The sequence below is a fragment of the Flavobacterium sp. OHVDL-2026-0007 genome (assembly GCF_059882335.1).
This window is the reverse complement of sequence record NZ_CM187612.1, coordinates 2449989-2473943: the sequence shown is the minus strand read 5'-3', so window position 1 is coordinate 2473943 and position 23955 is coordinate 2449989. Positions and strand designations below refer to the sequence as shown.

At 35.0% G+C, this 23955-nt stretch carries 21 protein-coding genes and 5 tRNA genes; 12 read left to right on the top strand and 14 right to left on the bottom strand.

Annotated elements, in window-relative coordinates; genetic code table 11:
- Positions 1-23 precede the first annotated feature (23 nt).
- The 5 genes from AC51AA_RS09720 to AC51AA_RS09700 all read right to left on the bottom strand — a co-directional run bounded on the left by AC51AA_RS09720 (position 24) and on the right by AC51AA_RS09700 (position 696).
- Positions 24-96: transfer RNA gene (locus AC51AA_RS09720), tRNA-Lys, on the bottom strand.
- Positions 97-267: 171 nt separating this feature from the next.
- Positions 268-340 (bottom strand) — tRNA-Lys (locus AC51AA_RS09715).
- A 51-nt stretch (positions 341-391) separates the two neighbouring features.
- Positions 392-474, bottom strand: a tRNA-Leu gene (locus tag AC51AA_RS09710).
- Between the two features lie 39 nt (positions 475-513).
- Positions 514-586: transfer RNA gene (locus tag AC51AA_RS09705), tRNA-Lys, on the bottom strand.
- A gap of 37 nt (positions 587-623) precedes the next feature.
- A tRNA-Lys gene (locus AC51AA_RS09700) sits at positions 624-696 on the bottom strand.
- Between the two features lie 127 nt (positions 697-823).
- Here AC51AA_RS09700 and AC51AA_RS09695 point away from each other — a divergent pair.
- Entirely contained in the window at positions 824-1342 is a 519-nt protein-coding gene (locus AC51AA_RS09695) for a shikimate kinase (protein WP_500701909.1), read from the top strand.
- Between the two features lie 399 nt (positions 1343-1741).
- Here AC51AA_RS09695 and AC51AA_RS09690 read toward each other — a convergent pair whose 3' ends face one another.
- Together AC51AA_RS09690 and AC51AA_RS09685 are read right to left on the bottom strand one after the other, a co-directional pair.
- Positions 1742-2242 carry a phosphoribosyltransferase domain-containing protein gene (locus AC51AA_RS09690; RefSeq protein ID WP_500701908.1) on the bottom strand — a complete coding sequence of 167 codons (501 nt, stop codon included), beginning with the start codon at positions 2240-2242 and terminating at the stop codon, positions 1742-1744.
- A 173-nt stretch (positions 2243-2415) separates the two neighbouring features.
- A complete protein-coding gene (locus AC51AA_RS09685) occupies positions 2416-2817 on the bottom strand; it encodes an RNA-binding S4 domain-containing protein (RefSeq protein ID WP_500701907.1) in 402 nt (133 codons plus the stop codon).
- A 79-nt stretch (positions 2818-2896) separates the two neighbouring features.
- On the opposite strand from AC51AA_RS09685, the gene bamM reads away from it, so the two are divergent.
- Positions 2897-4060 carry a BamM family beta-barrel-assembly machinery protein gene (bamM, locus tag AC51AA_RS09680; RefSeq protein WP_500701906.1) on the top strand — a complete coding sequence of 388 codons (1164 nt, stop codon included), beginning with the start codon at positions 2897-2899 and terminating at the stop codon, positions 4058-4060.
- Between the two features lie 373 nt (positions 4061-4433).
- Here the strand turns inward: bamM and AC51AA_RS09675 are convergent, their stop codons facing one another.
- From AC51AA_RS09675 to AC51AA_RS09665, 3 genes are all read right to left on the bottom strand, one after another.
- Entirely contained in the window at positions 4434-5387 is a 954-nt protein-coding gene (locus AC51AA_RS09675) for a transketolase family protein (RefSeq protein WP_500701905.1), read from the bottom strand.
- Between the two features lie 81 nt (positions 5388-5468).
- A complete protein-coding gene (locus AC51AA_RS09670) occupies positions 5469-6320 on the bottom strand; it encodes a transketolase (protein WP_500701904.1) in 852 nt (283 codons plus the stop codon).
- 236 nt (positions 6321-6556) lie between these two features.
- Positions 6557-7417 (bottom strand): polysaccharide deacetylase family protein, encoded by an 861-nt coding sequence (locus tag AC51AA_RS09665; protein WP_500701903.1) that lies wholly within the window; start codon positions 7415-7417, stop codon positions 6557-6559.
- A gap of 416 nt (positions 7418-7833) precedes the next feature.
- Here AC51AA_RS09665 and tgt point away from each other — a divergent pair, with 416 nt between their 5' ends.
- From tgt to AC51AA_RS09615, 10 genes are all read left to right on the top strand, one after another.
- Positions 7834-8964 (top strand): tRNA guanosine(34) transglycosylase Tgt, encoded by a 1131-nt coding sequence (gene tgt / locus AC51AA_RS09660; protein ID WP_500701902.1) that lies wholly within the window; start codon positions 7834-7836, stop codon positions 8962-8964.
- Positions 8965-9065: 101 nt separating this feature from the next.
- Positions 9066-10154 (top strand): LptF/LptG family permease, encoded by a 1089-nt coding sequence (locus AC51AA_RS09655; protein WP_500701901.1) that lies wholly within the window; start codon positions 9066-9068, stop codon positions 10152-10154.
- The gene (locus AC51AA_RS09650; protein ID WP_500701900.1) at positions 10141-11028 is read left to right on the top strand and encodes a DMT family transporter; all 888 of its coding nucleotides are present in this window, start codon (positions 10141-10143) and stop codon (positions 11026-11028) included. Before AC51AA_RS09655 ends, AC51AA_RS09650 begins: the two co-directional genes overlap by 14 nt.
- Positions 11029-11139: 111 nt before the next feature.
- Entirely contained in the window at positions 11140-12093 is a 954-nt protein-coding gene (locus AC51AA_RS09645) for an acetyl-CoA carboxylase carboxyltransferase subunit alpha (RefSeq protein WP_500701899.1), read from the top strand.
- 140 nt (positions 12094-12233) lie between these two features.
- Positions 12234-13778 carry a replicative DNA helicase gene (gene dnaB / locus AC51AA_RS09640; protein ID WP_500701898.1) on the top strand — a complete coding sequence of 515 codons (1545 nt, stop codon included), beginning with the start codon at positions 12234-12236 and terminating at the stop codon, positions 13776-13778.
- Between the two features lie 136 nt (positions 13779-13914).
- Positions 13915-14295, top strand: coding sequence for a hypothetical protein (locus AC51AA_RS09635; RefSeq protein WP_500701897.1), 381 nt, complete (start codon positions 13915-13917; stop codon positions 14293-14295).
- Positions 14296-14298: 3 nt separating this feature from the next.
- Positions 14299-14934, top strand: a complete 636-nt coding sequence (locus AC51AA_RS09630) for a hypothetical protein (protein WP_500701896.1) — start codon at positions 14299-14301, stop codon at positions 14932-14934.
- Between the two features lie 258 nt (positions 14935-15192).
- On the top strand, positions 15193-15984 hold the full coding sequence (locus AC51AA_RS09625; protein ID WP_500701895.1) for a sensor histidine kinase: 792 nt from the start codon (positions 15193-15195) through the stop codon (positions 15982-15984).
- 108 nt (positions 15985-16092) lie between these two features.
- On the top strand, positions 16093-16758 hold the full coding sequence (locus AC51AA_RS09620) for a response regulator transcription factor (protein ID WP_500701894.1): 666 nt from the start codon (positions 16093-16095) through the stop codon (positions 16756-16758).
- Between the two features lie 346 nt (positions 16759-17104).
- Positions 17105-18364 carry an asparagine synthetase B gene (locus tag AC51AA_RS09615; protein WP_500701893.1) on the top strand — a complete coding sequence of 420 codons (1260 nt, stop codon included), beginning with the start codon at positions 17105-17107 and terminating at the stop codon, positions 18362-18364.
- A 1-nt stretch (position 18365) separates the two neighbouring features.
- On the opposite strand, the gene AC51AA_RS09610 is transcribed toward AC51AA_RS09615, so the two are convergent.
- The 4 genes from AC51AA_RS09610 to AC51AA_RS09595 form a co-directional block, all read right to left on the bottom strand.
- The gene (locus tag AC51AA_RS09610) at positions 18366-19184 is read right to left on the bottom strand and encodes an endonuclease/exonuclease/phosphatase family protein (protein WP_500701892.1); all 819 of its coding nucleotides are present in this window, start codon (positions 19182-19184) and stop codon (positions 18366-18368) included.
- 577 nt (positions 19185-19761) lie between these two features.
- Complete coding sequence (locus tag AC51AA_RS09605; protein WP_500701891.1) at positions 19762-20430, bottom strand: response regulator; 669 nt, start codon at positions 20428-20430, stop codon at positions 19762-19764.
- 10 nt (positions 20431-20440) lie between these two features.
- Positions 20441-22210 (bottom strand): tetratricopeptide repeat-containing sensor histidine kinase, encoded by a 1770-nt coding sequence (locus AC51AA_RS09600; protein WP_500701890.1) that lies wholly within the window; start codon positions 22208-22210, stop codon positions 20441-20443.
- Positions 22210-23934, bottom strand: coding sequence for a tetratricopeptide repeat-containing sensor histidine kinase (locus tag AC51AA_RS09595; protein WP_500701889.1), 1725 nt, complete (start codon positions 23932-23934; stop codon positions 22210-22212). The genes AC51AA_RS09600 and AC51AA_RS09595 overlap by 1 nt, the downstream gene beginning before the upstream one ends.
- Positions 23935-23955: the final 21 nt, after the last annotated feature.

Below are 23955 nucleotides of genomic sequence, written 5' to 3'. Positions count from 1 at the left end.
AAATGAATACTTGACCTTTTTTGTGACCCGACTGGGGCTCGAACCCAGGACCCCATCATTAAAAGTGATGTGCTCTACCAACTGAGCTATCGAGTCTTATTTGTTTCTTGCAATGAGGATGCAAATATAACAAATTATTTATGTTTTTCTAACCTTAGTGGAATTAATATCCGCTATCCCTTTCGGGTGCCAACCTAACGAGTAGGTAAGTCTGTTGTTTTCCACGTGTTACGAAAAAGTTAAGTCTGTAAAAAAATTAACTTTTTGTGACCCGACTGGGGCTCGAACCCAGGACCCCATCATTAAAAGTGATGTGCTCTACCAACTGAGCTATCGAGTCTATATTGTTTCTTGCAATGTGGTTGCAAGTATAGCAAATTATTTTTTAGTGTGACCACGGTGGGATTTGAACCCACACGCCCTTGCGAGCACCACCCCCTCAAGATGGCAAGTCTACCGTTTCTCCACGTGGCCGAAAAAAAAAGGTCAAGTACACGAATACTCGACCTTTTGTGACCCGACTGGGGCTCGAACCCAGGACCCCATCATTAAAAGTGATGTGCTCTACCAACTGAGCTATCGAGTCAATGCTTTCAAAAAACGTGTATTATAAGTCAAACTTGTGACCCGACTGGGGCTCGAACCCAGGACCCCATCATTAAAAGTGATGTGCTCTACCAACTGAGCTATCGAGTCATATTCGTCCCTTGAATGCGGGTGCAAATATAAGGAGTTATTTTTATTATTTGCAAGCATTTTTATTATAAATTTGTCTTTTTTAAAACAAAATTTACAACGCCTTAGTTTATAGGGTATTATTGAAATGAAAAAAATCATCTTATTAGGATATATGGGCTGCGGGAAGTCGACAATTGCCCAAAGCTTATCAAAAAACACCAATATTCCGTTTCTAGATCTGGATAAATGTATCGAAAAAAGAGCAAATTTGTCTATAAATGAAATTTTCGAACAATTTGGAGAGATCTATTTTAGGAAATTGGAGCACGAAATGTTTGTTGAATTACTGGAATCTTCAGAAAACAGTATAATAGGATTGGGTGGCGGAACGCCATGTTATGCCAATAACCATGAATTATTAAAAAGAGACGATGTGATTTCGATTTATCTGAAAGCGTCAATTGATACTTTATATAATAGATTGGTCCATAATAAAAGTAAACGTCCATTGATCGCCAATATGAATGAGGAGGAAATGAGAGAGTTTATCGCGAAGCATTTGTTCGATAGAAGCTTTTATTATAACCATGCGCAATATAAGGTGGTTGTAGATGATAAAACGATAGAGGAGACAGTTCAGGATATTTTGGCTGTTTTAGACTAAGAAGCGTGCTTATTGTTTCTGTTTTTGTAACTAGGAACTAGAAGTGTTCTGATAATGGGTGTGCGCTGGTATTTATTCCTAATAAACCTGTACGGAAAGCTTTTTGTTGTTTCGATGATAAATACTGCTGTTTTGCATTTTTCAAAAGAAATGTTGTAGAGTGTTCTTGTCCATGTATTATGGATAAGAGCTGATGGGGTATGGGCTTATTTGAAAGTACCTATGGGTGTCCTATGCTGGTTCCTAGTGATAGGAAACGCTTATAGTGTCAATGTGAGGTAGGTAGGAAATAGGAGTGTTTGCAATGAACTGTTTACTTGATAGACATGTTGATGTCAAGCATGCATAGCCTCTGGTGTTATGTGCTGATTGAACAATGAAAGAAACGGGCTTGTTGTATTAACTTAAGAAGGCGTAATCGTCTCCGTTTTCATCAAAAACGACTTGAACGTGCTCTAGTAAAGAGGTAGAAAGTGATATTCCTTTAAAATCGGCCTTTACGGGATACTTTTTGTGGTTTCTGTCAACCAGTACTGCTGTTTTGAATTTCTTAAGAGGAACGTCTAAGAAATGACGTACCGCATATATTAAAGTGGTGCCTGAGTTTAATACATCGTCAACAAGTACCAGTCCTTTGTTTTTGTATTCATCTTTGGACAAAGAAGTTTGTATCGGTTGTTGTGGGTCTTGTTTGTTGATTCTAACTTCGCACAGAGAGACTTTAAGTGTAGAAATGTTGCTTAGTGCTAGTGCAATTTTTTGAGCGAAAACAGATCCATTAGAAGCAATACCAGCAATGACAATCTCCTCCTCGTCAACAAATGTCTCGTATATTTGATAGGCGATACGCTTTATTTTGTGTTCGATTTCTTGATTGGTTAAGATGATATTTTTGCTCATGATGTATTTTTTTTGCTAATGTACAAATTTCATGTTTGAAATTCCAGTGTTCAATTCCAAATATAAAAAAGGAAAGGTCGGCAGGTAAATTGTAAGTTCTGCTGATATGCCTTAGGGTGTTGGGGTTTTTAAATGCGCTTTTTTGATTAAGATGGTTTGGGAATTAGGAACCGTTAGCTAGGGGCTTCGTTTTCTTCGTCCTCATTGAAAATTTCATTTCCATATTCATCAATATCTCGTCTGTCTTTTTTGGTAGGTCTTCCTGTTCCGTTTTTGCGGTAGTGTTCTTTAGAGAGTTTTAATAGCTCTAAATGCGCATAGGCTTCAGCAGGTGTTTCGTTTTTTCTGTATATATCCACAAGTTTTGCTCCTACGCGACTTTCAGGGATGTCGAGTACGGTAATGATTTGCGTGATTTGATCTTTTCTAAAGGTAATTCTATCAGTGGGAAAAACCTCTTTCGAAGGTTTGGCAACTTGTCCATTTACAGTGACATGGTTCTTTTTACAGGCCTCTGTTACCATGTTTCTAGTTTTGTAATAGCGCATGCACCATAAGTATTTGTCTATTCGCATAATTTTTCTAAAATCGAAGTTAAATTCTTTACAAAAATAAATCAATATTGTATATTGCGCACCTAAAAAATTAACAATAATGAACAGATTTAAATATTATTTTATTCTATTGCTCGCGGGTGTTTCGTTGGTCTCTTGTAATAAAAGTGATGATGATGAGGTAGAGGTGGTTCCGTTAAGAGATTATAAGGAGCAATACAAAGCAGATAATGATTCGATCATTAAATATTTAAAGACTAATTATATTGAGGAAGTAACGGCTGATTTTGATATAAAAATTGCTAAAATTCCTGCTGGAGGAACACAAACTTCGATTTATGATCAAACGCAGTATCCTTTGCAATCAAGAGATGTTTATAATAACGATGTTACCTATAAGGTGTATTATTTAACCTTGAGAAAAGGTTTGGGGGTGTCTCCTACTAATACCGATAATATAAATGCTTCTTATACTGGAACTTTGTTAAATGGGACTGAGTTTGATTCGTCAAAAGGTTATGGAGTTGACTTTATGTTGTATGCGTACGCATCTGATCCTGTAATCGAGGGTTGGTCGGAAATTTTTCCACAATTCAAAACCGGTACATCTGTCACTGGAGAGGATGGATCTATAATGCATGATAATTATGGAGCTGGTGTTATGTTTTTGCCTTCTGGATTAGCGTATTATGGTTCTGCTAAAGGAAAAATACCGGCTTATTCACCTTTGGTGTTTAGTTTTAAGTTGTTTGATCTAGTAAGAATGGATCATGATTTTCAAATTATCAATGGTCAAGCAGTTGCTGCTCCAGATGGAATTCCAGATTATTTAGAAGATTTAAATAATGATGGTTATTTATATGATTTCAGAGATAAAGTAAAATTCCCAAATCCTCCAGCTGATTTAGTTGATGATACCGATGGAGATGGTTTTGCTGATTACATTGATGCTGACGATGATGGAGATGGGTTTACAACTAGATTTGAAACTGCCAAGCCAGTTGGTGAGATTGGTATTGTTGGGGGGTATAATTTTGGATTGAGTAAATACTATCCTTGGGAACCAATAGTGGATAATCCGAATACGCCAAACACGGATGAAACAGAGCCTAGAGGAATTCCTAGAAGACCTACAGGAGCGCTTAAAGATCCTGCTAAACCGGAATCTGCAACTAATCCTAAAGCTTTTATACTCGAAGATTATACCGCTAATCCACGATTGAGAATTCATTTGGATAAGACTTATCCAATTAAACAGAATTAAATTTTAGTCGATAAATAAAAAAAAGCCTCGAAAATGATTTTCGAGGCTTTTTTTTATGGTCGAATATTCGGAAATTATTTTCTTTTCATTACGCTCTCAATAGCACTAATAATCGTTTGATTGTTCAATTTGTATAGGAATTGCTCAGGAGTTTCAGCTCACCCAAATTATGGTGTACAGCTGTGAACTCTTGTGGTGCTGGTAGTGATTACCTTAGTGGCATTTTTGTTAGATTTAAAGCTTCAGCGGTAAGGTGATTGAAGGTGTATTGGGATACGGCTTGTTTGATACGGTAGTGCTAAATTCTACTTGAGAAAAGCCCATAAAAAAACCTCGAATAATTTCGAGGTTTTTTTATGGGTATGTTTGAGAATTATTTTCTCTTGATCACTCTTTCAACAGCATCAACAATCGCTTGATTGTTTAATTTGTATTTGTCCATTAATTGCTCAGGAGTTCCAGATTCACCGAAACTATCGTTTACAGCTACAAACTCTTGTGGAGCTGGTGTGTTTAAAGCAAGTACTCTAGAAACGCTTTCTCCAAGACCTCCTAGGATGTTGTGCTCTTCTGCAGTTACTACACATTTTGTTTTAGCCAATGATTTTAGAATTGCTTCTTCGTCAAGTGGTTTGATTGTGTGGATGTTGATTACTTCAGCAGAGATTCCTTTAGCTTCTAAAGCTTCAGCAGCAATAAGCGCTTCCCAAACTAAGTGTCCTGTTGCTACAATAGTAACGTCAGTTCCTTCGCTTAGCATAATGGCTTTTCCAATTACGAAAGGCTCGTCAGCAGGAGTAAAGTTAGGAACAACTGGACGTCCAAAACGCAAGTAAGCTGGACCATGGTGATCTGCTAATGCTAAAGTTGCTGCTTTGGTTTGGTTGTAATCACAAGTGTTGATTACTGTCATTCCAGGTAACATCTTCATTAATCCAATATCTTCTAAGATTTGGTGTGTTGCTCCATCTTCGCCAAGTGTTAAACCAGCGTGTGAAGCACAAATTTTTACGTTTTTATCTGAATAGGCAACTGATTGACGAATTTGATCGTAAACTCTTCCTGTAGAAAAGTTAGCGAAAGTTCCTGTAAATGGAATTTTTCCTCCAATAGTTAATCCAGCAGCAATACCAATCATGTTTGCTTCAGCAATACCGATTTGAAAAAAACGTTCTGGGTGATTTTTCTTGAAATCGTCGAATTTTAATGAACCAATTAAATCAGCACATAATGCAACAACATTTTCGTTTTTCTGACCTAATTCGGTCATTCCCGCTCCAAAGCCCGAACGAGTATCTTTACTTCCTGTATTTGTATATTTTTTCATTTTTCTTCTTTTTGAGATTCTAAGAATCTAAATTTTATTACTTCCTAAAATGGAACTGATTACCGTGATTAAATCCTAGAATTAATAGTCGATTTGATCTTCAGAATAGTTTTGAGCCAAGGCATTTGCTAATTGCTCATTGTTTGGTGCTTTTCCGTGCCAAGCATGTGTGTGCATCATAAAGTCTACACCATTACCCATTTCAGTGTGTAATAAAATACAAACTGGTTTTCCTTTTCCTGTTCTTGATTTAGCATCAGCTAATCCAGCAAGGATTGCTTCGATGTTATTTCCTTCAGCAATTTCTAGAACATCCCAGTCGAAAGCTTCAAATTTAGCACGAATGCTACCCATTGCAAGAACTTCATCCGTTGTTCCGTCAATTTGTTTTCCGTTAAGGTCAATAGTAGCAATAAGGTTGTCAACTTTTTTAGCAGAAGCATACATGATGGCTTCCCAGTTTTGACCTTCTTGTAATTCACCATCACCGTGTAGGGTGTAAATTAAATGTTTGTCTCCATTTAATTTTTTAGCTTGAGCTGCTCCAATTCCTACAGATAAACCTTGTCCTAATGAACCAGAAGCAATACGAACTCCAGGTAATCCCTCATGAGTTGTTGGATGCCCTTGTAAACGTGAGTTTAATAATCTAAAAGAAGCAAGTTCTGAAACAGGGAAATAACCGCTACGTGCTAAAACGCTATAAAATACTGGGGAAATGTGTCCGTTTGAAAGGAAGAAAAGATCTTCTCCAATTCCGTCCATATCAAAACCTTCTTTACGGTCCATAATGTTTTGGTATAAACAAACCAAAAATTCTGTACAACCTAGTGAACCACCTGGGTGACCTGAGTTGACAGCATGTACCATTCGAAGGATATCTCTTCTTACTTGGATAGTTAAATCGCTTAATTGTTGTGTGTTAGGCTTCATTTTATGTGTAAAAGTTAAACTATGGCAAAAGTAAATTTTATTTTGCGGTAAGACAAATGATTTTTTGCTTTAGTTTGTTGTATTTGTTAAATTATAGATCTTTTTTTATAGTTGGCAAAAAAATGCTGAAATATTTCGGAATTTTTAGATAGGATGTTAGAGATACGCTGTTTTTGTTGAATTAAACAGAAAAGTCTTTAGCTTCAATCGGGGGCTTTAGAGTGTGTTTAATTAAATCACCTAATTCCAGCAATCTCTTTCCAAGTAATTAATTGAATGTTGTTTTCTTTTAGTTTTGTTTTACAATCTGGACTTGTAAAGTAATCAAAGTCGATTTGGCGCCACGCCGAACCAAAGTTTGGATGATGTATAGTGATGCCCTGCATTTCAGAATCGTCAAAAGCGGGATGAAGCAGGAAAATGTTAAATCCTGAGGTAATGCTGTCTAAAGCTTTTTTGTAAGATTTCTCAAGATCTCCTTTTTCGAAATCGTCAAAATGTCCAATTAACAGAGTGTCTGCTAAAAGAGTGTTTTCAAAATTATATTTTTCATCTGAGAGGCTGATAGATTCCACAAAATGTTTGTTGATGAAAACGGGTAAATTATAAGTTTTTCCAAGTTCTTTGTAGATTTCTAAAATTTGAGGAGTTACGCCAACGCTACACATATGAGAATCAAGGTGTGAAGGTCGAATTCCGAACTGTATGGCTCTTTCGATTTGAGCCGTAAGTTCTTTTTTGATTTCTTCTGGTTTTGCCTTGTTTTTGAACTCTTTTCTGGTTTTGTAAAAATAACCATTTTGATCTACTAAACTTGGCACTTCACAGGCAGGAAGTACAGGCCCGAATTTGTAATTATCCCATTCGCAGGTCAGTGTTAAATGAACGCCACAATCATAGTTTGGATTGTTTTTGGCAAATGTAGCCATTTCATAAAACCACGGACAAGGTACCATTATGCTATAAGAGTTTACGGATCCGCTTTGGAGCGCTTTTATAGTGGCCTGATTTTCGGAATGTGATAGTCCGGCATCATCGGCATGAATGATTAATAGTTTACTGTCTTTAGGGTATCCTAGTTTTTGGGCTAAGTTCATTTTTGTTTGTGTTTTTCTGCGGTAATATTGATGGAACGCAGGTTTTCGTGGATTTAAACAGGTTTTTTATTAGGGTGAAGACTTTGCTTAGTGGTCTTCGACTTCGTGTAGCCTGATAAAATTTAATTCTTTCCTTTGTCGCAACAGATGGTTTTTGGTCGGTTTTTTCAAATTTATGAATTTCTGATGGAACCGGCATTGTTTTGTGGTATAAGTCAGGTCTTAATTAGAAATGAAAAGTTCTAGAACAAAAGAGATAACAGTTCGTCCGCGCTTTGTGAAGGTTCAAAAGGTTAATATTTTAAGTTTCAGGTTTGGCAGAATCAATATCTAATTTTCTAATTGACCAAATATCTAATTATCTAATTAAAATTTCTTCAAATTAGCCTATCTTTGCCGACTGAAAAAAGAAACAGATGAAGTTTGATTTATTACAAAAAGATCCTCAATCGAAAGCGAGAGCAGGGAGTATTACTACAGATCACGGCGTAATTGAAACGCCTATTTTTATGCCTGTTGGAACAGTTGCTTCTGTAAAAGGAGTGCACCAGCGAGAGCTAAAACAGGATATCAATCCTGATATTATTCTTGGAAATACGTACCATTTATATTTGCGTCCTCAGACCGAAATTCTTGAAAAAGCCGGTGGGTTGCATAAATTCATGAACTGGGACCGTAATATTTTGACTGATTCTGGTGGATATCAAGTATACTCGCTTTCTAGTAATCGTAAGATTAAGGAAGAAGGGGTGAAGTTTAAGTCGCATATTGATGGGTCTTATCATGTCTTTACACCAGAAAATGTAATGGAAATTCAACGTACCATTGGAGCCGATATTATCATGGCTTTTGATGAATGTACACCTTATCCTTGTGACTATAGATACGCACAACGCTCTATGCATATGACGCATCGTTGGTTGGATCGTTGTACGACCCATTTAGAAAAACTGCCTTTTAAGTACGGATATGAGCAAACTTTTTTTCCAATTGTTCAAGGAAGTTGTTATAAAGATTTACGTCGTCAATCGGCGGAATATATTGCCAATTCAGGTCAGCAAGGAAATGCTATTGGAGGATTGTCTGTTGGGGAACCAGCAGAAGAAATGTACGCGATGACTGAGGTGGTTTGTGAAATATTACCGGAAGACAAACCACGTTATTTAATGGGGGTTGGGACGCCAATTAATATTCTTGAAAACATTGCTTTAGGTATTGATATGTTTGATTGTGTAATGCCAACTCGAAATGCCAGAAACGGTATGTTGTTTACAGCAAACGGGACCATCAATATTAAAAATAAAAAATGGGAGGCCGATTTCTCACCGATTGATGAGATGGGGATTACTTGGGTGGATACGGACTATACAAAAGCCTATTTACGTCACTTGTTTGCAGCGAATGAATATTTAGGAAAACAAATTGCGACGATTCATAATCTTGGTTTTTATATGTGGTTGGTTCGTGAGGCTAGAAAACATATCTTAGCTGGAGATTTTAGACCATGGAAAGAAATGATGGTTAAAAATATGAGCCAAAGACTATAAGAAGTTTCCAGTTATTGGGGTTTCAGGTTTTAAGTTTTTGTGAAGAACTTGAAACCTGGAATTGAATACCTGAAGCTTTTAAACTTGAAACTAAAAGTTTTATGCTAACGATAATAGATAAGTATATATTAAAAAGATATTTGGCCACTTTTTCGGTGATGATTCTTTTGTTTATTCCTATTGGAATCGTAATTGATGTTTCCGAGAAGGTCAATAAAATGATAGAAAACAAGATTCCGTTTACCGAAATTGCGATCTATTATTACAACTTTACCATTTATTTTGCGAATTCTCTATTCCCGATATTTTTGTTTTTATCGGTGATTTGGTTTACCTCAAAATTGGCCAATAATACAGAAATTATTGCTGTCTTGAGTTCTGGTATTTCATTTTCACGTTTTTTACGACCTTATATTATAGGGGCTACTATCGTTTCGATTTTTGTCCTTTTAATGGGCTTCTTTATTGTTCCTGCAGCCAGTGAGGGCTTTAATAATTTTAGGTATACGTACTTAAAAGGAAATGGTAAAGCTGAAATGCGAGGCGCAAATACCAATGTGTATAGGCAAATTAATGACCACGATTTTATCTTTGTAAATAGTTTTAACGATGAGTCTAAAACGGCTTTTAATTTTTCGTTAGAACATTTTGAACAAGAGGAGTTGAAGTATAAAATAACGGCTAGTCGTATTAAATGGAATCCGAAAAGCAAAACCTATACGCTGTATGATTATACCAAAAGAACGGTAGGTCAATTGGATGATGTAATAGAGAAAGCTCCTGAAAAAACAGCTGCTTTTAAGTTTGAACTCGAAGATCTAACACCAGTAGTGTATATCGCGGAAACACTTCCGTTGGGCAAATTGATTGACTTTATTGATAAAGAAAGAAAGAGGGGGTCGGGCAATATAAACACCTATTTGGTTGTGCTTTATAAAAAATATAGCGTACCTGTTTCTGCTTTTATTCTAACGATTATTGCTGTAGCGGTTTCTTCAATGAAACGCCGTGGTGGTATGGGAACCAATTTAGCTATTGGAATTGCAATTGCCTTTTCTTTTGTATTTTTTGATAAAATATTTGGTACACTTGCGGAAAAATCTACCTTCTCACCTCTATTTGCCGTTTGGTTCCCGAATATAGCTTTCGGAATTCTGGCGATTTACTTATTACGTAATGCGAAACGATAGTATAAAAAGTTATTTAAACCTACATTTAATTGTTTTTATCTGGGGGTTTACGGCTGTTTTAGGCGCATTAATTACCATCGATGCCGAGAATTTGGTTTGGTTCCGCATGCTTTTTGCGAGTGTTTTTATAGCGCTGTTTTTAGTGTCTAAAAGGAAATCATTTACAGTGTCAGCTGCATCATTAGCCAAATTTATTTTTGTGGGATTGCTCATTGCCTTGCATTGGATTTTCTTCTTTACTGCCATTCATATTTCTAATGTTTCAATAACCCTTTCTATATTTTCATTAGGGGCCTTTTTTGCATCTTTATTGGAACCGCTTTTTTATGGAAGGAAAGTATTGTTGTATGAGGTATTCTTCGGCTTGATTATTATCGCTGGATTAGCCTTGATCATGCAAGTGGAGGTGAAATACCTGCATGGCATGTATTATGCATTGGCCTCGATTATTTTAGGTGTTTTGTTTACCTTAATGAATGGAAAACTGATTTCGAATCATGATCCTTCAGTAATTACCTTTTATGAGTTTGTGGCAGGCTTTTTCTTTATCTCCATTTATTTTTTGATCAAAGGGAAATTCGATGTTGATTTCTTTATGATGTCAACCAATAACTGGTTACTGCTATTTGTTTTAGCTTCTGTTTGTACGGCATATGCCTTTACAGCTTCAGTGAAAGTCATGCAAAAACTATCCCCTTACACGGTGATGTTAACCACTAATTTAGAGCCTGTTTACGGAATTGTTTTGGCTTATTTTATTCTAGGAGGAAAAGAAAAAATGAGTACGGAATTTTATATTGGCGCCTTAATAATTGTCATTACAGTTATTTTAAATGGCGTTTTTAAACATTACAAGAATAAGAAGGAAGTGTAATAGTTTCCTTATTTTTAAATTACAATTTGATACTTTACTAATAATTATCTGTACCAATGATATAATATTTTTATATTTGCGGTTCGATTTACAAACAAAATTCAAAAATCCATGGAATATTTAGATTTTGAGCTTCCAATAAAAGAACTTGAAGAACAGTTACAAAAGTGTGTTATAATTGGAAAGGAATCTGATGTTGATGTTACGCCAACCTGCAAGGAAATCAACAAGAAATTAGAGCAAACAAAAAGAGAAATATATAAAAACCTTACTGCTTGGCAGCGTGTTCAGTTGTCTAGACACCCAAATAGACCGTATACTTTTGATTATATCAAAGCCATTTGTGGTGATACATTCTTAGAACTTCATGGAGACAGAAGTTTTAAAGATGATAAAGCAATGGTGGGTGGATTAGGAAAAGTAAACGGGCAATCGTTTATGATTGTAGGTCAGCAAAAAGGGTATAATACCAAAACTCGTCAATACCGTAACTTTGGTATGGCAAATCCAGAAGGATACCGTAAAGCTTTGCGTTTGATGAAAATGGCAGAGAAATTTGGGATACCAGTGCTTACTTTAGTGGATACTCCAGGTGCTTATCCAGGATTGGAAGCTGAGGAACGCGGACAAGGTGAGGCTATTGCAAGAAATATTTTTGAAATGGTTCGTTTAAAAGTGCCTATCATTACCATTATTGTGGGTGAAGGTGCCTCTGGTGGAGCTTTAGGAATTGGTGTAGGTGATAAAGTATATATGCTAGAGAATACATGGTATTCTGTTATATCTCCAGAATCATGTTCTTCTATTTTATGGAAAAGCTGGGAATATAAAGAGAAGGCTGCAGAAGCATTAAAATTGACTTCTTCAGACATGAAAAGACAAAAATTAGTTGATGATGTTATTCCAGAACCGTTAGGTGGTGCGCACTATGATCGCGAAACTACTTTCAAAACGGTAGCAGAATACATTACCAAAGGATACAATGAATTGAAAGACTTATCAACAGCTGACTTAATTGCCCAGAGAATGGATAAATACAGTAAGATGGGTGAGTATAAGGAGTAAATTCGTACAAAACAAATTACAATCCGAAGCCTTACCGTTTCGGATTTTTTTTTGGTTATGAACAAAAAAACTTATTTATAAACAATTAATAGTTATAACTAGATAGCAATCTTTTTTTTAAATTTTGTTACTTTCGCTATATGGAAAATTTCAAAAATGTAAACCCTATAAAGGTAGATAAAACCACTATTATTAATTTAGAAAAAGGTAAACTCCCTCCACAAGTGCTTGATTTAGAAGAGGCTGTGCTTGGAGCGATGATGATTGATAAGAAAGGGGTAGATGATGTAATTGATATTTTACAAGCCGATGCTTTTTATAAAGATGCACACAAATATATTTTTGAAGCCATCGTTCAACTTTTTACCGACACCCAGCCAATTGACTTGCTGACCGTTTCGGCTCAGTTGAAGAAAAATGGAAAATTAGAATTAGCAGGTGGTGATTTTTACTTAATTCAGCTTACGCAAAAAATCGCGTCTTCGGCGCACATTGAATTTCACTCTCGTATCATTCTTCAGAAGTTTATTCAAAGAAGTTTGATTCGAATTTCTTCTGAAATTATTGAAGCGTCTTATGATGAGACTACCGATGTATTTAATTTGCTTGATCAAGCCGAATCAAAATTATACGAGGTAACACAAGGAAATATTAAACGTAGTTCTGAAACAGCTCAGAGTTTAGTTTTACAAGCTAAAAAACGTATTGAAGAGATTTCTAAGCAAGAAGGATTGAGTGGTGTTGAAACTGGTTTTACTAATTTAGATAAACTGACTTCTGGATGGCAACCAAGTGATTTAATTATCATTGCAGCGAGACCTGCGATGGGAAAAACGGCTTTTGTACTTTCAATGGCTAGAAATATTGCCATCGATTTTGGACATCCAGTAGCTTTGTTCTCTTTAGAGATGGCATCAGTTCAGTTGATTACGAGGTTGATTTCGTCAGAGACAGGACTATCATCAGAGAAATTGCGTACAGGTAAGTTAGAGCCTCATGAATGGACGATGTTGAGTACCAAAGTGAAGAACTTAGAGAAAGCACCATTGTTTATTGATGATACGCCATCACTTTCTATTTTCGATTTAAGAGCAAAATGTCGTCGTTTGGTTTCACAACACGGTATTAAAATTATTATTATTGACTATTTGCAATTGATGACCGCTGGAGGTAATGCTAAAGGGGGAGGAAATCGTGAGCAAGAGATCTCGACAATTTCCCGAAACTTAAAAGCTTTGGCAAAAGAGCTAAACGTGCCTGTGATAGCACTTTCACAGTTGTCGCGTGCGGTTGAAACGCGTGGATCTAGTAAACGTCCTTTGCTATCGGATCTTCGTGAATCTGGAGCGATTGAGCAGGATGCTGATATTGTTTCGTTTTTGTACCGACCAGAATATTACAAAATTGACGAATGGGATGATGATGAGGCTTCGCCAACCACTGGTCAAGCGGAAATTATGATCGCTAAACACCGTAATGGTGGTATCGAAAACGTCCGATTGAAATTTATTGGACATCTTGGAAAATTTGATAACTTGGATGATTTTTCAGGTAATTATGATGATTTACCATCTAAGATGAACCACGATGAAAATCCGTTCATTACCAAAAGTTTGCCATCGCCTAACGAAGCATTTGGTAGTAACCTCAATGAGGACGATGATGATGGAGATGTTCCATTTTAATATATTTAAAAAGCCTTTTCAAGGCTTTTTTTTGTGCTTAAATGTTAATTTTTGTAGATATTATTCAGTAGATTAGCATAACAATTGTAAAGTAATCAATTGCGTATTAACTCGTAACCAAAAACTAATTGATATTATGAAACACAACAAACTTAAAAATGGGGATACTAAAATTCCTTTGAAAACGGCACAGGAATGGGTAAAAAAGTGGAAAGCCTTAAAAGATGATCAAACTAGAAAAAGAGTTGATTCTTATTTGATTCCGTCACAAAATCTAGCTTTGGTTTTAGCGCAAGGTATTGATGCTGCAAGAGCTTATGTGGGGATTAATGAAAAAGGAGAGGAAACGCTCATGTTGGTAGGGACAAAGTGGGATGAAGAGAAGGGAATTTATGTAGATATGATTCCAGGTTATCTTTGTACAGATGAAGAGTCTGTAGTTACAGCGGGTATTTATGATTTTACAGAACCTTGCCCTCCTGGGAAGCCTGATCCAAGCAGTCCTATGAATATATAAAGGATGCGTGTATTTTTTATTAACGCTGGATATGTACTCTTATTGATTAACTTTTTATTATTTGGGATAGGTTTTTTTAAACAGGCTAAGGCCTATAAAATTTTTACACTTTATTTATTGGTGATCATAGGTATTCAGTTAAGTGCTCATTTTTGTGCGCAGCGATACGGGAGTAACCTCATAGTATCTCATTTGTATTTTATAGGGCAGTTTATCACCTTGAGCTTATTTTATTTAGCCTTAGTAAAGGATCCATTTCAGAAAAAAGCAATCAAAATCGGCTTTGTGTTGGTTTTATTGACTTTAGGCACTCAATATGGAGTAAAACCCGATTTGCTTTTTAAGTTTAATTTATACGAAATTTTTATTACTTCATTTTTGTTGATTATTTATGCGACATTTCATTTCTATAATATGTTGGATGAAAAGAAGTCATTTTATTTTATCAATATGGGAATTCTCTTGTACCTCTTCGGAAGTACAATTTTATTTTTAGTGGGTAATCTAACGACAAAATTTAGTGATAATTTCAATATGATCACTTGGATGCTTAATGCGATACTCTATGTGGTGTATCAGTTGTTTATACTTTATCAATGGAAAATAATTTTCTTTGAAAAGAAAGCAATTTCTATTTAAGAATAGTCCTTAGTAAACGGGGTATTTATAGAAAGCAGGTAGGTAGTACGGTTCAGATGATATTCTTCGTGTTTACGCTGAGCGTTAGTATACTGCTTCAATAAAGTGTTATTGAATTTAAAATGCTTAAAATCTCTATCAGACGTTATGTTTTGGTAGAGATTTTATTTTTTGTAAGACTTTTAGTGTAATCAAATTAAATGTGATATATTTGATTTAGAGAGCAATAATGTAATACCATTAAAAATGTAGGTTGCTATGAGTTTGAAAGTTATACCAGAATCCGAAATAGTAGCTACTGTTATTTTTAGTTGTGTGTCGTTTTTATTGATGGGACTTGTTTTGGTGTTGTTCTTTTATTTTTCTAGGAAGAAAATTATCCAAAAGGAAATAGAAAAGAGAGATCTGGAAATTCATCACCAAAAAGAGCAGTTACATGCGATTATCATTGCCCAAGAGGAAGAACGCAAAAGGATTGCCCAGGATTTACATGATGACATCAGTTCAAAACTCAATATTGTATCGCTGAATAGTCATCTGCTTGGTTCTTCCAATTTAACCCCAGCGGAGACCAGCGAAATTACCGAAAACATTATCAGCTTAACGGCAAAGGCCTTAGAGAATTCTAGAAAAATAGCCCATAATTTGATGCCACCTGTTTTTGAAAAGTTTGGACTCAATGCGGGTGTTGAAGAATTATGTCATGAATTTGAAAGTAGTAAGGCAGTCAAAGTAGCCTATGAAAATAAAATTGATTTTGATCAAAGGGATATCGATCTTCATTTACACGTTTTTCGAATTTTACAGGAATTAATGAATAATTCTTTGCGACATGGAAAAGCCACCGAAATAGGGATTGTTTTTGAAAAGGTAGGCGGTATTCAAACCTGTAAGTATAAAGACAATGGATTAGGTTTTGACATGCAAAATAAGACAAATCAAAAAGGATTGGGAATGAAAAACATAGACAGTAGGGTTTCTTTTCTAAAAGGAACTATTGAAATGAATTCAGAAATCAACAAAGGGGTTTCTGTTCTTTTTACTTTCTAATCTTATTTTGTGATATGTTCGTTTTTAGCACCAAATAGCCAAGAGATTTGCTGATTTTGTAGTGCATATTTTGTAATTTCGGGCTTAAGAACAGAAAATCTAAATAAAATGTGTAGCGCTATTAAAATTGCTTTAGTTGATGACGAAGTTTTATTTCGAAAAGGAATTTCTTTTTTATTGCAAAGGGAAGAAAATATCGAAATTATTTTTGAAGCTTCCAACGGAGATGAGCTTATTTCATTGTTAGATAAGCAAGAAATAAAACCGGATATTATTATCATGGATTTGAAAATGCCTGTTTTGAATGGTGTTGAAGCCACAAAGATTATTCGAAAAACTTTTCCTGAGATTAAAATTATTGCCTTGACGAGTTACGATTCAAAATCATTTGTGGCCAATATGATTCAAATAGGAGCGGTGGCTTACCTGATAAAAAATGCCACTCCAAAAGAACTAATTCATACCATTAATGAAGTCGCGAAAAAGGGATTTTATTATAATACGAATGTGTTGAAAACCATTCAAGACACCATCGTTTCGTCTAAACAGTCAAGGGGTACTTTAGAAACTAATTTTCTTTCGCCTCGTGAAATAGAGATTCTTCAGCTGATTTGCCAGCAAAAGACCACTTCAGAAATTGCGGAGCTTCTTTTTTTAAGTCCAAGAACAGTGGAAGGACATCGCAATAATTTATTACTAAAAACGGAGTCTAGAAATATTGCGGGTTTAGTCGTGTATGCAATTCAAAATGAAATTGCTGTTCTGACCTTTTAGACCTAAGTGGTTAGGAACTGTATGGACAGGATATAATACAAGATAATGGTCAGTACGAGTAGACAGAGACCAATTTTTTGTATCACATTTAGTCCTTTCGGTTGGTTGTTACTATCATTAAACTTCATAGCTTCGATTTTTACGTAGATTAGTTTGATGATTTGGGTTCGTAAATTTAGGTAGATTTTTTTAGTGCAGTATGCGTGTTTTTACCTGTTTTTAACTTCATAAGATGGAGCGTCGTATTATTTAACTTTTAAGTAATGTTACGACTGCTCAATAAAAACAATTGGTTCTATTATTTTCTTTGTTGCTTCCTTTATATCTTTACTAAAATAATATTATAATGAACAAGAGTCTAATCTGTATTTTCGTATTGCTACTTTCATTTAGTACAAAAGCATCGTTTATTTTAGTACCGATGGATGAAACCACGCAACAAAATCATCTAAAAGCATACGGAATTACCTATTGGTGTCTCAGCAAAGATTATAAAGCTAGTTGGTTGCTTAATTATCGAGGTGGGTCATTCTTACTTCCAGATGTGGAAGAGATCCGTAAAGAATGCAAAATTAGAGGAGTAAGTTTTGAAATACTTTCAGATGCTGAAGAGGGAGCTATATTAAACGAAATTTCGAGTCCTTCTCAAAATATGGAATCCGTTATTCTTGAAAAAGCACCTAAAATTGCGGTATATACGCCAAAAGGGAAACAACCCTGGGATGATGCTGTAACATTAGTACTGACTTATGCAGAGATACCTTTTACACCAATCTATGACGAAGAAGTGTTAAGTGATCAATTGTTGCTATATGATTGGTTACACTTGCATCATGAAGATTTTACAGGACAGTACGGTAAGTTTTATGCGGCTTACAAAAACACACCTTGGTATATAGAACAAAAGAAAAGTTCAGAGGCTTTAGCGACCAAATTAGGATTTGATAAAGTTTCTCAGGAAAAAGGAGCTGTAGCCAAAAAGATCAGAGATTTTGTCATTGGCGGTGGTTTTATGTTCGCGATGTGTTCGGCTACAGATAGTTTTGATATAGCGCTTGCTGCGGATGGAGTGGATATTTGTGAAGCGATGTTTGATGGTGATGCCAGTGATGCTAATTACCAATCAAAATTAAATTATGCCAATTCATTCGCTTTTAAAGATTTTAAGTTGGAGAGAAAACCCGACGTATATGAGTTTTCGGATATTGATATGACCAACAAACGAAATCTTCCGGTTGATAAGGACTATTTTTCTTTAATGGAGTTTTCGGCCAAATGGGATCCTATTCCCAGTATGTTGTGCCAGAATCATACGCAACTAGTAAAGGGATTCATGGGGCAAACGACTTCTTTTGATTCTGCATTGATAAAATCAAATGTGCTTGTGATGGGGACCTGTGAGCTTAATGGCGAATCTCGATATATTCACGGTGAAAAAGGAAAAGGTATGTATACGTTTTTTGGGGGACATGACCCTGAAGATTATCAGCATCAGGTTGGAGATCCTCCGACAGTATTGGATTTGCATCCCAATTCTCCGGGTTATCGATTGATATTGAACAATGTTTTGTTTCCAGCGGCAAAAAAGAAAAAGCTAAAGACCTAATTTAGTTCATAGAAAATTCAAACCAAACAGGAACATGATCCGATATTTTTCGCGCTTCTTTTAAGGTGCTGAAATTGGTGTAGAATGGAATTATGCCTGAATTGGTATACTGTATCGTATTTGTTTTGTAAAAGATATTGTCAAATTCGGAGGCTAAACAAACATTGTTTTTACACATTTGCTTTAAGGATGTTTTTTGATTTTGCAAAATAGGAACATATCCCATTTTCTTTAAGGGGGTAAATACCGAATGGGATTGAGGACAATTAAAATCTCCGATAAAAACTAAATTTAGATTAGGGTATAAAGGAGGTAAAAGCTTAAAGTACTTGATCTCGGTTTCCGGCTGTTTGTTTTTGGTAATGGCGTGATAGGTAACTAAGGTGATCGCTTTTTTATTGATTTCAAAAGTTGCGAAATAGGGTTCTCGTTCAATTTCCAGACCATATTTGTTTTCTAGCCAAGCTTTTCCTTTTAATTTGGCTTTGTTTGTTTTCCAGAGGTAAGCATAACGTTCTGTTTTGTGGCGACCATTGCTAGTAGGGCTAGTACTAGTAGGATCACTGACGATATAATCCCATTTAGTTCCTTTTTGATTCAAGCTTGCGGCTAATTTTGCAACAGCTTGAGCACCTCCGTAACCAGCTACAACCTCCTGTATGGTAATGATGTCGTAATGAAGTAGGGTATTGGCAATAAAGTTAAGTTCAGATTCCGATTTTGATTTTCCAAAGTTGGCCAAATTCCATGATAGAATTTTGGTTTGCGAAAAGGAAGAAACAGCGAATAAAAGCAGAACGAGGATGAGAATTTTTTTCATGTAAAATGGTAATGGTCAAATATACGCATTTCGAAATTCGACTATTATTTCTTATTCTCATTTTAACACCATTTTCAAAGACTAATTTTGTTATAGCCTGAATTTTGGAATGGTATTTAGGGGAGTGCTCTTTTTTAATCTTTGAGTTGAAGTCTAATCTAGATAAGTTGCTTTTGATTTTAATCAAGTCGCTATCGTGATAGTGTAGATCCGTTTAAGGAGTGAAATAGGGGTATGAAAAACATTAAACAATAAAATTAATGTTTTTTATATCTGTTTTTTAAAGCAGTTGCTATGATGATGATTTGCAAGACAAGTAGTGCAGGGATGAATATAATTTTCCAATCGATGTCCAACCATCCTGCTCCTTCAGATATAAGTGCAAAACTTACAGATAGAAAAAGGCATAGTAACATTGTTTTCATTAGGATTATATTTTGGGTTGTATTAAATTTTGAGAGGACTTTCTGGAATGGGTTTTTCTCTTTTTGTTTCATCAGTTTATCAATAGATTCTATACAAATTTAGAGCTATAAAAAAGGATTTCTTTACGTGAATCCGTAAAAGCAAATAAAATTTATACCAATCCAAAATCTTTTGCAATGGCAATTAAATGCACATTATTGTTGGCCTTAAAGTAAATTTTTAACTTATTGATTCTTTTTTCGATACTACTTGTTCCGTTTGGCGTTATAGACAGAGCTTTAAATTCACTTGAGATATTCTCTAAGATATAGCCTTGTGATAATAATTTTAAAATTGAAATATCATAAGATTCTATTTCAATTAAGGTTTTCTCATTAAAGCTAAAAGAGAGGTCTGAAGAAAGTATTTTTTCTTCATTGCTATAGGTTCCTTCGATGGCTTTTCTTAATTCAGTAATGCTATTTCTTCCTTTGGAAACATAAGCATTAATTCCTAGATCATTAAAAAGAGATTTTATACGGTATGATTTGTCTTCAATGGAAAATACAATCTTTTTTAGTTTTGGTTGTACCTGGTTTGCCGCTTCGATAAGTTCTTCTCCAGTGGCAAGCTTTGTTTCTCTATGATCCGATTTAAAGGACAAATCAGTGATCAATAAATCATAGGGTTCATTTTCAATTAGTCCTTTCTTTATTTTGATTAAGGCATCATCACAATACTTAACATGATGTATTGTAGGTACTTTTAAGTCTTCAAGTACTTGAATTACAGCAATGCTGATGCTGTCTAAATCTTCGGAAACTAAAACTTTTTTAAACATATAGTATCATTTATAGAGGAAAATAGAAACTTAATTTAACCCCCGTTTTTGAATTACTGTCAAAAATAACAGTTCCATTTATAGTTTTAATACGGCTTTCCACATTTTGCAAGCCGTTTTTAAAAAAAATATTTTCATGATCGAATCCGATACCGTTATCGATATAGTTTACAGCAATGTTTTTGTTTTGTGTTTTAAAAGTAAGACTCACTAAAGTAGCTTTACTATGTTTTTTCATGTTTAAAAACAATTCTTGTAAAACCCTATAGAGGATTCTTTTTTTGTTTTTATTGATGTCATTCCATGGGATGGTGTCAAAACCATTTAGTAAAATATTGATATCACTAGTTTTGAATTCTGAAATCATTTCTTTAAGCGCTATACTATAATTGTGGTCCGTTGTAATGGGACTATTTTCTTTGGATATATTTCTGGTATGGGAGTACAAGAGATCTAAATTATGCAGGAGTTGTTCCTTGTTTTCATAGCGTTCGAGATCGTTGTTTTGGGCAAAAGCAAGCGTGTGGTAAACATGATTAGAAAGCTCATCATTTAATTTTTTTGATATTCGCATTTCGCTTTTGTATATAGCAGTGTTTTTTTCTTTTTTTCCTTTGGAGAGCAGGTAGTAAGTAAGAAAGCTAAGTAGGCCAATAGTAAAGACGATTATAATATAAGAAATGATGTTGCGGTGTTTCTGTCTTTCTAATTGTAGCTCGTTTTCTATTTTCTCAGCTTTAAGCTGTAGGTTCTCTTTCTTTTCTTGTCCGGCAATGTATTTTAGATTAGCAAACTGGTTTTTGTCTTTTCGCTGGGAGACCTCTACACTATCCACAAGTTGAATGTATTTTAGAGTGTATTTCTTTAAATCATTTCCTTGACTGGCTATGATTAATTTAGACAGACTATTGATTCGCTTTGAGACGGACTTATTTTTCGTTGCTCTTTGGTATGCCTTTACGGCATACTCCTTGGCTAACGGTGGATTGCTTTTTACAAAATAGGTAGACAGATGAAGATAGTTGGTACAAAGGCCTTCTCCATTTTTTGGTTGTAGCCTAATTTTGAGACCTTCATAATAACAAGCTAAAGCTTTAGGATTTCCTAATTTATAATAGCAAAAACCTAAATTGTCAATTATAAAGGCATAGTCGTTATTGTTTTTTGCATCAAATTTGGAGCTATTTTTTTGTTGTGCCAATAAGATAAACAAGTCTGCGGCTTCTTTGTACCTACCTTCTTCCATATACACCACAGCTAGATTGTTTATGGCCAGAGACTTTCTCCAAACACTTGATTTTAATGCGATGGATTTTTTAAAATAAAAGATGGCGTTGCTAAAGTCGTAATTGTTGGTGTAATTTATCCCTAAAATGTTATAGACAATCCAGGCATAGCGGGGGTTTTTGATGCTATTTAAATAAGGTAATGCTTCTGTTATTATCGCTTCGCTAAGAATATAATTGCCTTGGTTTTGACGAATTTCGGCCATACTGGACAGCGCATAGACATGATCGATGGTATTGGTTTTAGGATCACAAAGTAATTTTGCTTTATTGTAATAAACAAAAGCGCTATCCTTTTTATTGCTGTCGTAAAGAACATCGGCAATATCTGTGAGTCTTTTTATTTCTGCGGTATGATTTGCCTCTTTGATTTTTGGTAATGGATTGTTTTTAAACAAGACCAAAGGGATCGTAATGGCCAATGCTATGGCTATAGTCAGCAAGAAGTATCTTATGATCGTTTTGTTCCGTATGAGATCCAAAGTATTTTTCATTAGGACAAAGGAAAGTTAAAATATACTTTAAATCCTTTATTAGGAGTTGATTCGATATCGATTTCACCTTTGTTATTTTGAATTCGATTTTCAACATTATAGAGTCCATTTTTAAAAGACATTTTGGAAGTGTCAATACCTTTTCCATTGTCGGTATAACTTATTACGATTTTCTTGTTGGTCTTCTTAAAGGTGATCCCTACTAAGCTTGCATGACTATGTTTTTTCATGTTGACTAGTAACTCCTGAATTACTCTATAAATGGCAATTTTCTTATTTCGTCCTATTTCATCCCATGCAATCGAATCTAAACCATTTAATAGTAGGTTGACCTCTGGAGTTTTGAAACCGGAGATCATTTCTTTTAAATAGAAAACATAGTTTTCGTTGGTAACGATAAGGCTATTTTCTTTCGAGATATCTCGTGTTCGAGAATAGATGGCGTCCAGATTATTGAGTAATTGCTCTTTGTTTTCTGCTATAGAAAGATTTTTGTTTTCGGCAAAAGCCATTGTATGGTAAACATCGTTTGCTAATTCATCGTGTAGTTTTTTTGAAATTCGAGTTTCGCTTTCGTAGGTAGCTTCTATCTTTTCACGATTTCCCCTTGAAGTCAAGTAGAAATATAGTACTAGAATCAAACCTAGACTTAGGGCAATGATGATATACGATATGATGTTTCTGTTTTTTTGTCTTTCTAATTGAAGTTCATTTTCTACTTTGTGTGTTCTTAATTTTAAATTCTCGTTTTTTTCGATCTTCGAATCGTATTTGATTTTAGCAAATTGGTTTTTAGCTTTCTGCCTCACTTGTGTTATGCTGTCATTTATTTTGATGTAGAGTAAGGCATATTTTTTTAATTGATCGGTTGGGCTATTTTGGATTAAAAATTTTAGTGCGATTAAACGATCATCTACATTGTTTACAATGGTGAATTTTTCGTAGCTCTGTAGGGAATATTTTTTTGCTAAAGAAGGATTCTCTTTGTGATAAAATTCCGCAAGATGGAAGTAGCTGGTCCCTAATCCCCAATCACTTTTTATTTCAGATCGAAGTTGTAGCCCTTGCATTAAATAAGAAAGTGCTTTTGGATCTCCAAGTTCGTAGTAGCACACTCCAATATTGTCAAGTGCTCTGGCGCGGTCTTGAGGATATTTCATGTCCGATATATTTTGTACTAAGGGGAGGAAAATAGTTAGGGCCTCTTTATGTCTTTTTTGGAACATATATACAATAGCGATATTGTTTTGTGCAGCCTGTTTTCTCCATTGACTTGTTTTGAGCGCTAAAGCTTTATTGAAATAGAGTAAGGCATTATTGTAGTCATACGTATTAAGGTAGTTGATTCCTAAAATGACGTAAGAATTCCATTGGTGTTTTGTGTTTTTGATGTGTTTTAAGTACGGAATTGCTTTTGTAGCAATTGATTCACTTCCTGTATAATCACCATGATTCTGTTGAATGTCTGCCATGTTGTTTAAGCTAGTGACATAATTCTCAGGATCCATTTTTGGATTACAAATCGATTTTGCTTTGTTGAAATAGTAGAAGGCGCTGTCGAATTGTTTGTTTTCATAAAAGCCATCACCTATGGCAAGAAGCTTTTTAACTTCAGCTTTTGTGTTGGGGTGTTTATTGTTATTGATGACTTTCTTTTGGCATGAAAAAGAAGTTAATAAAACAAGAAATATAGAGAGGTATGTTAAGACTCTTTGTGGTATCATGCCCCAAAAATAAAGAATTAT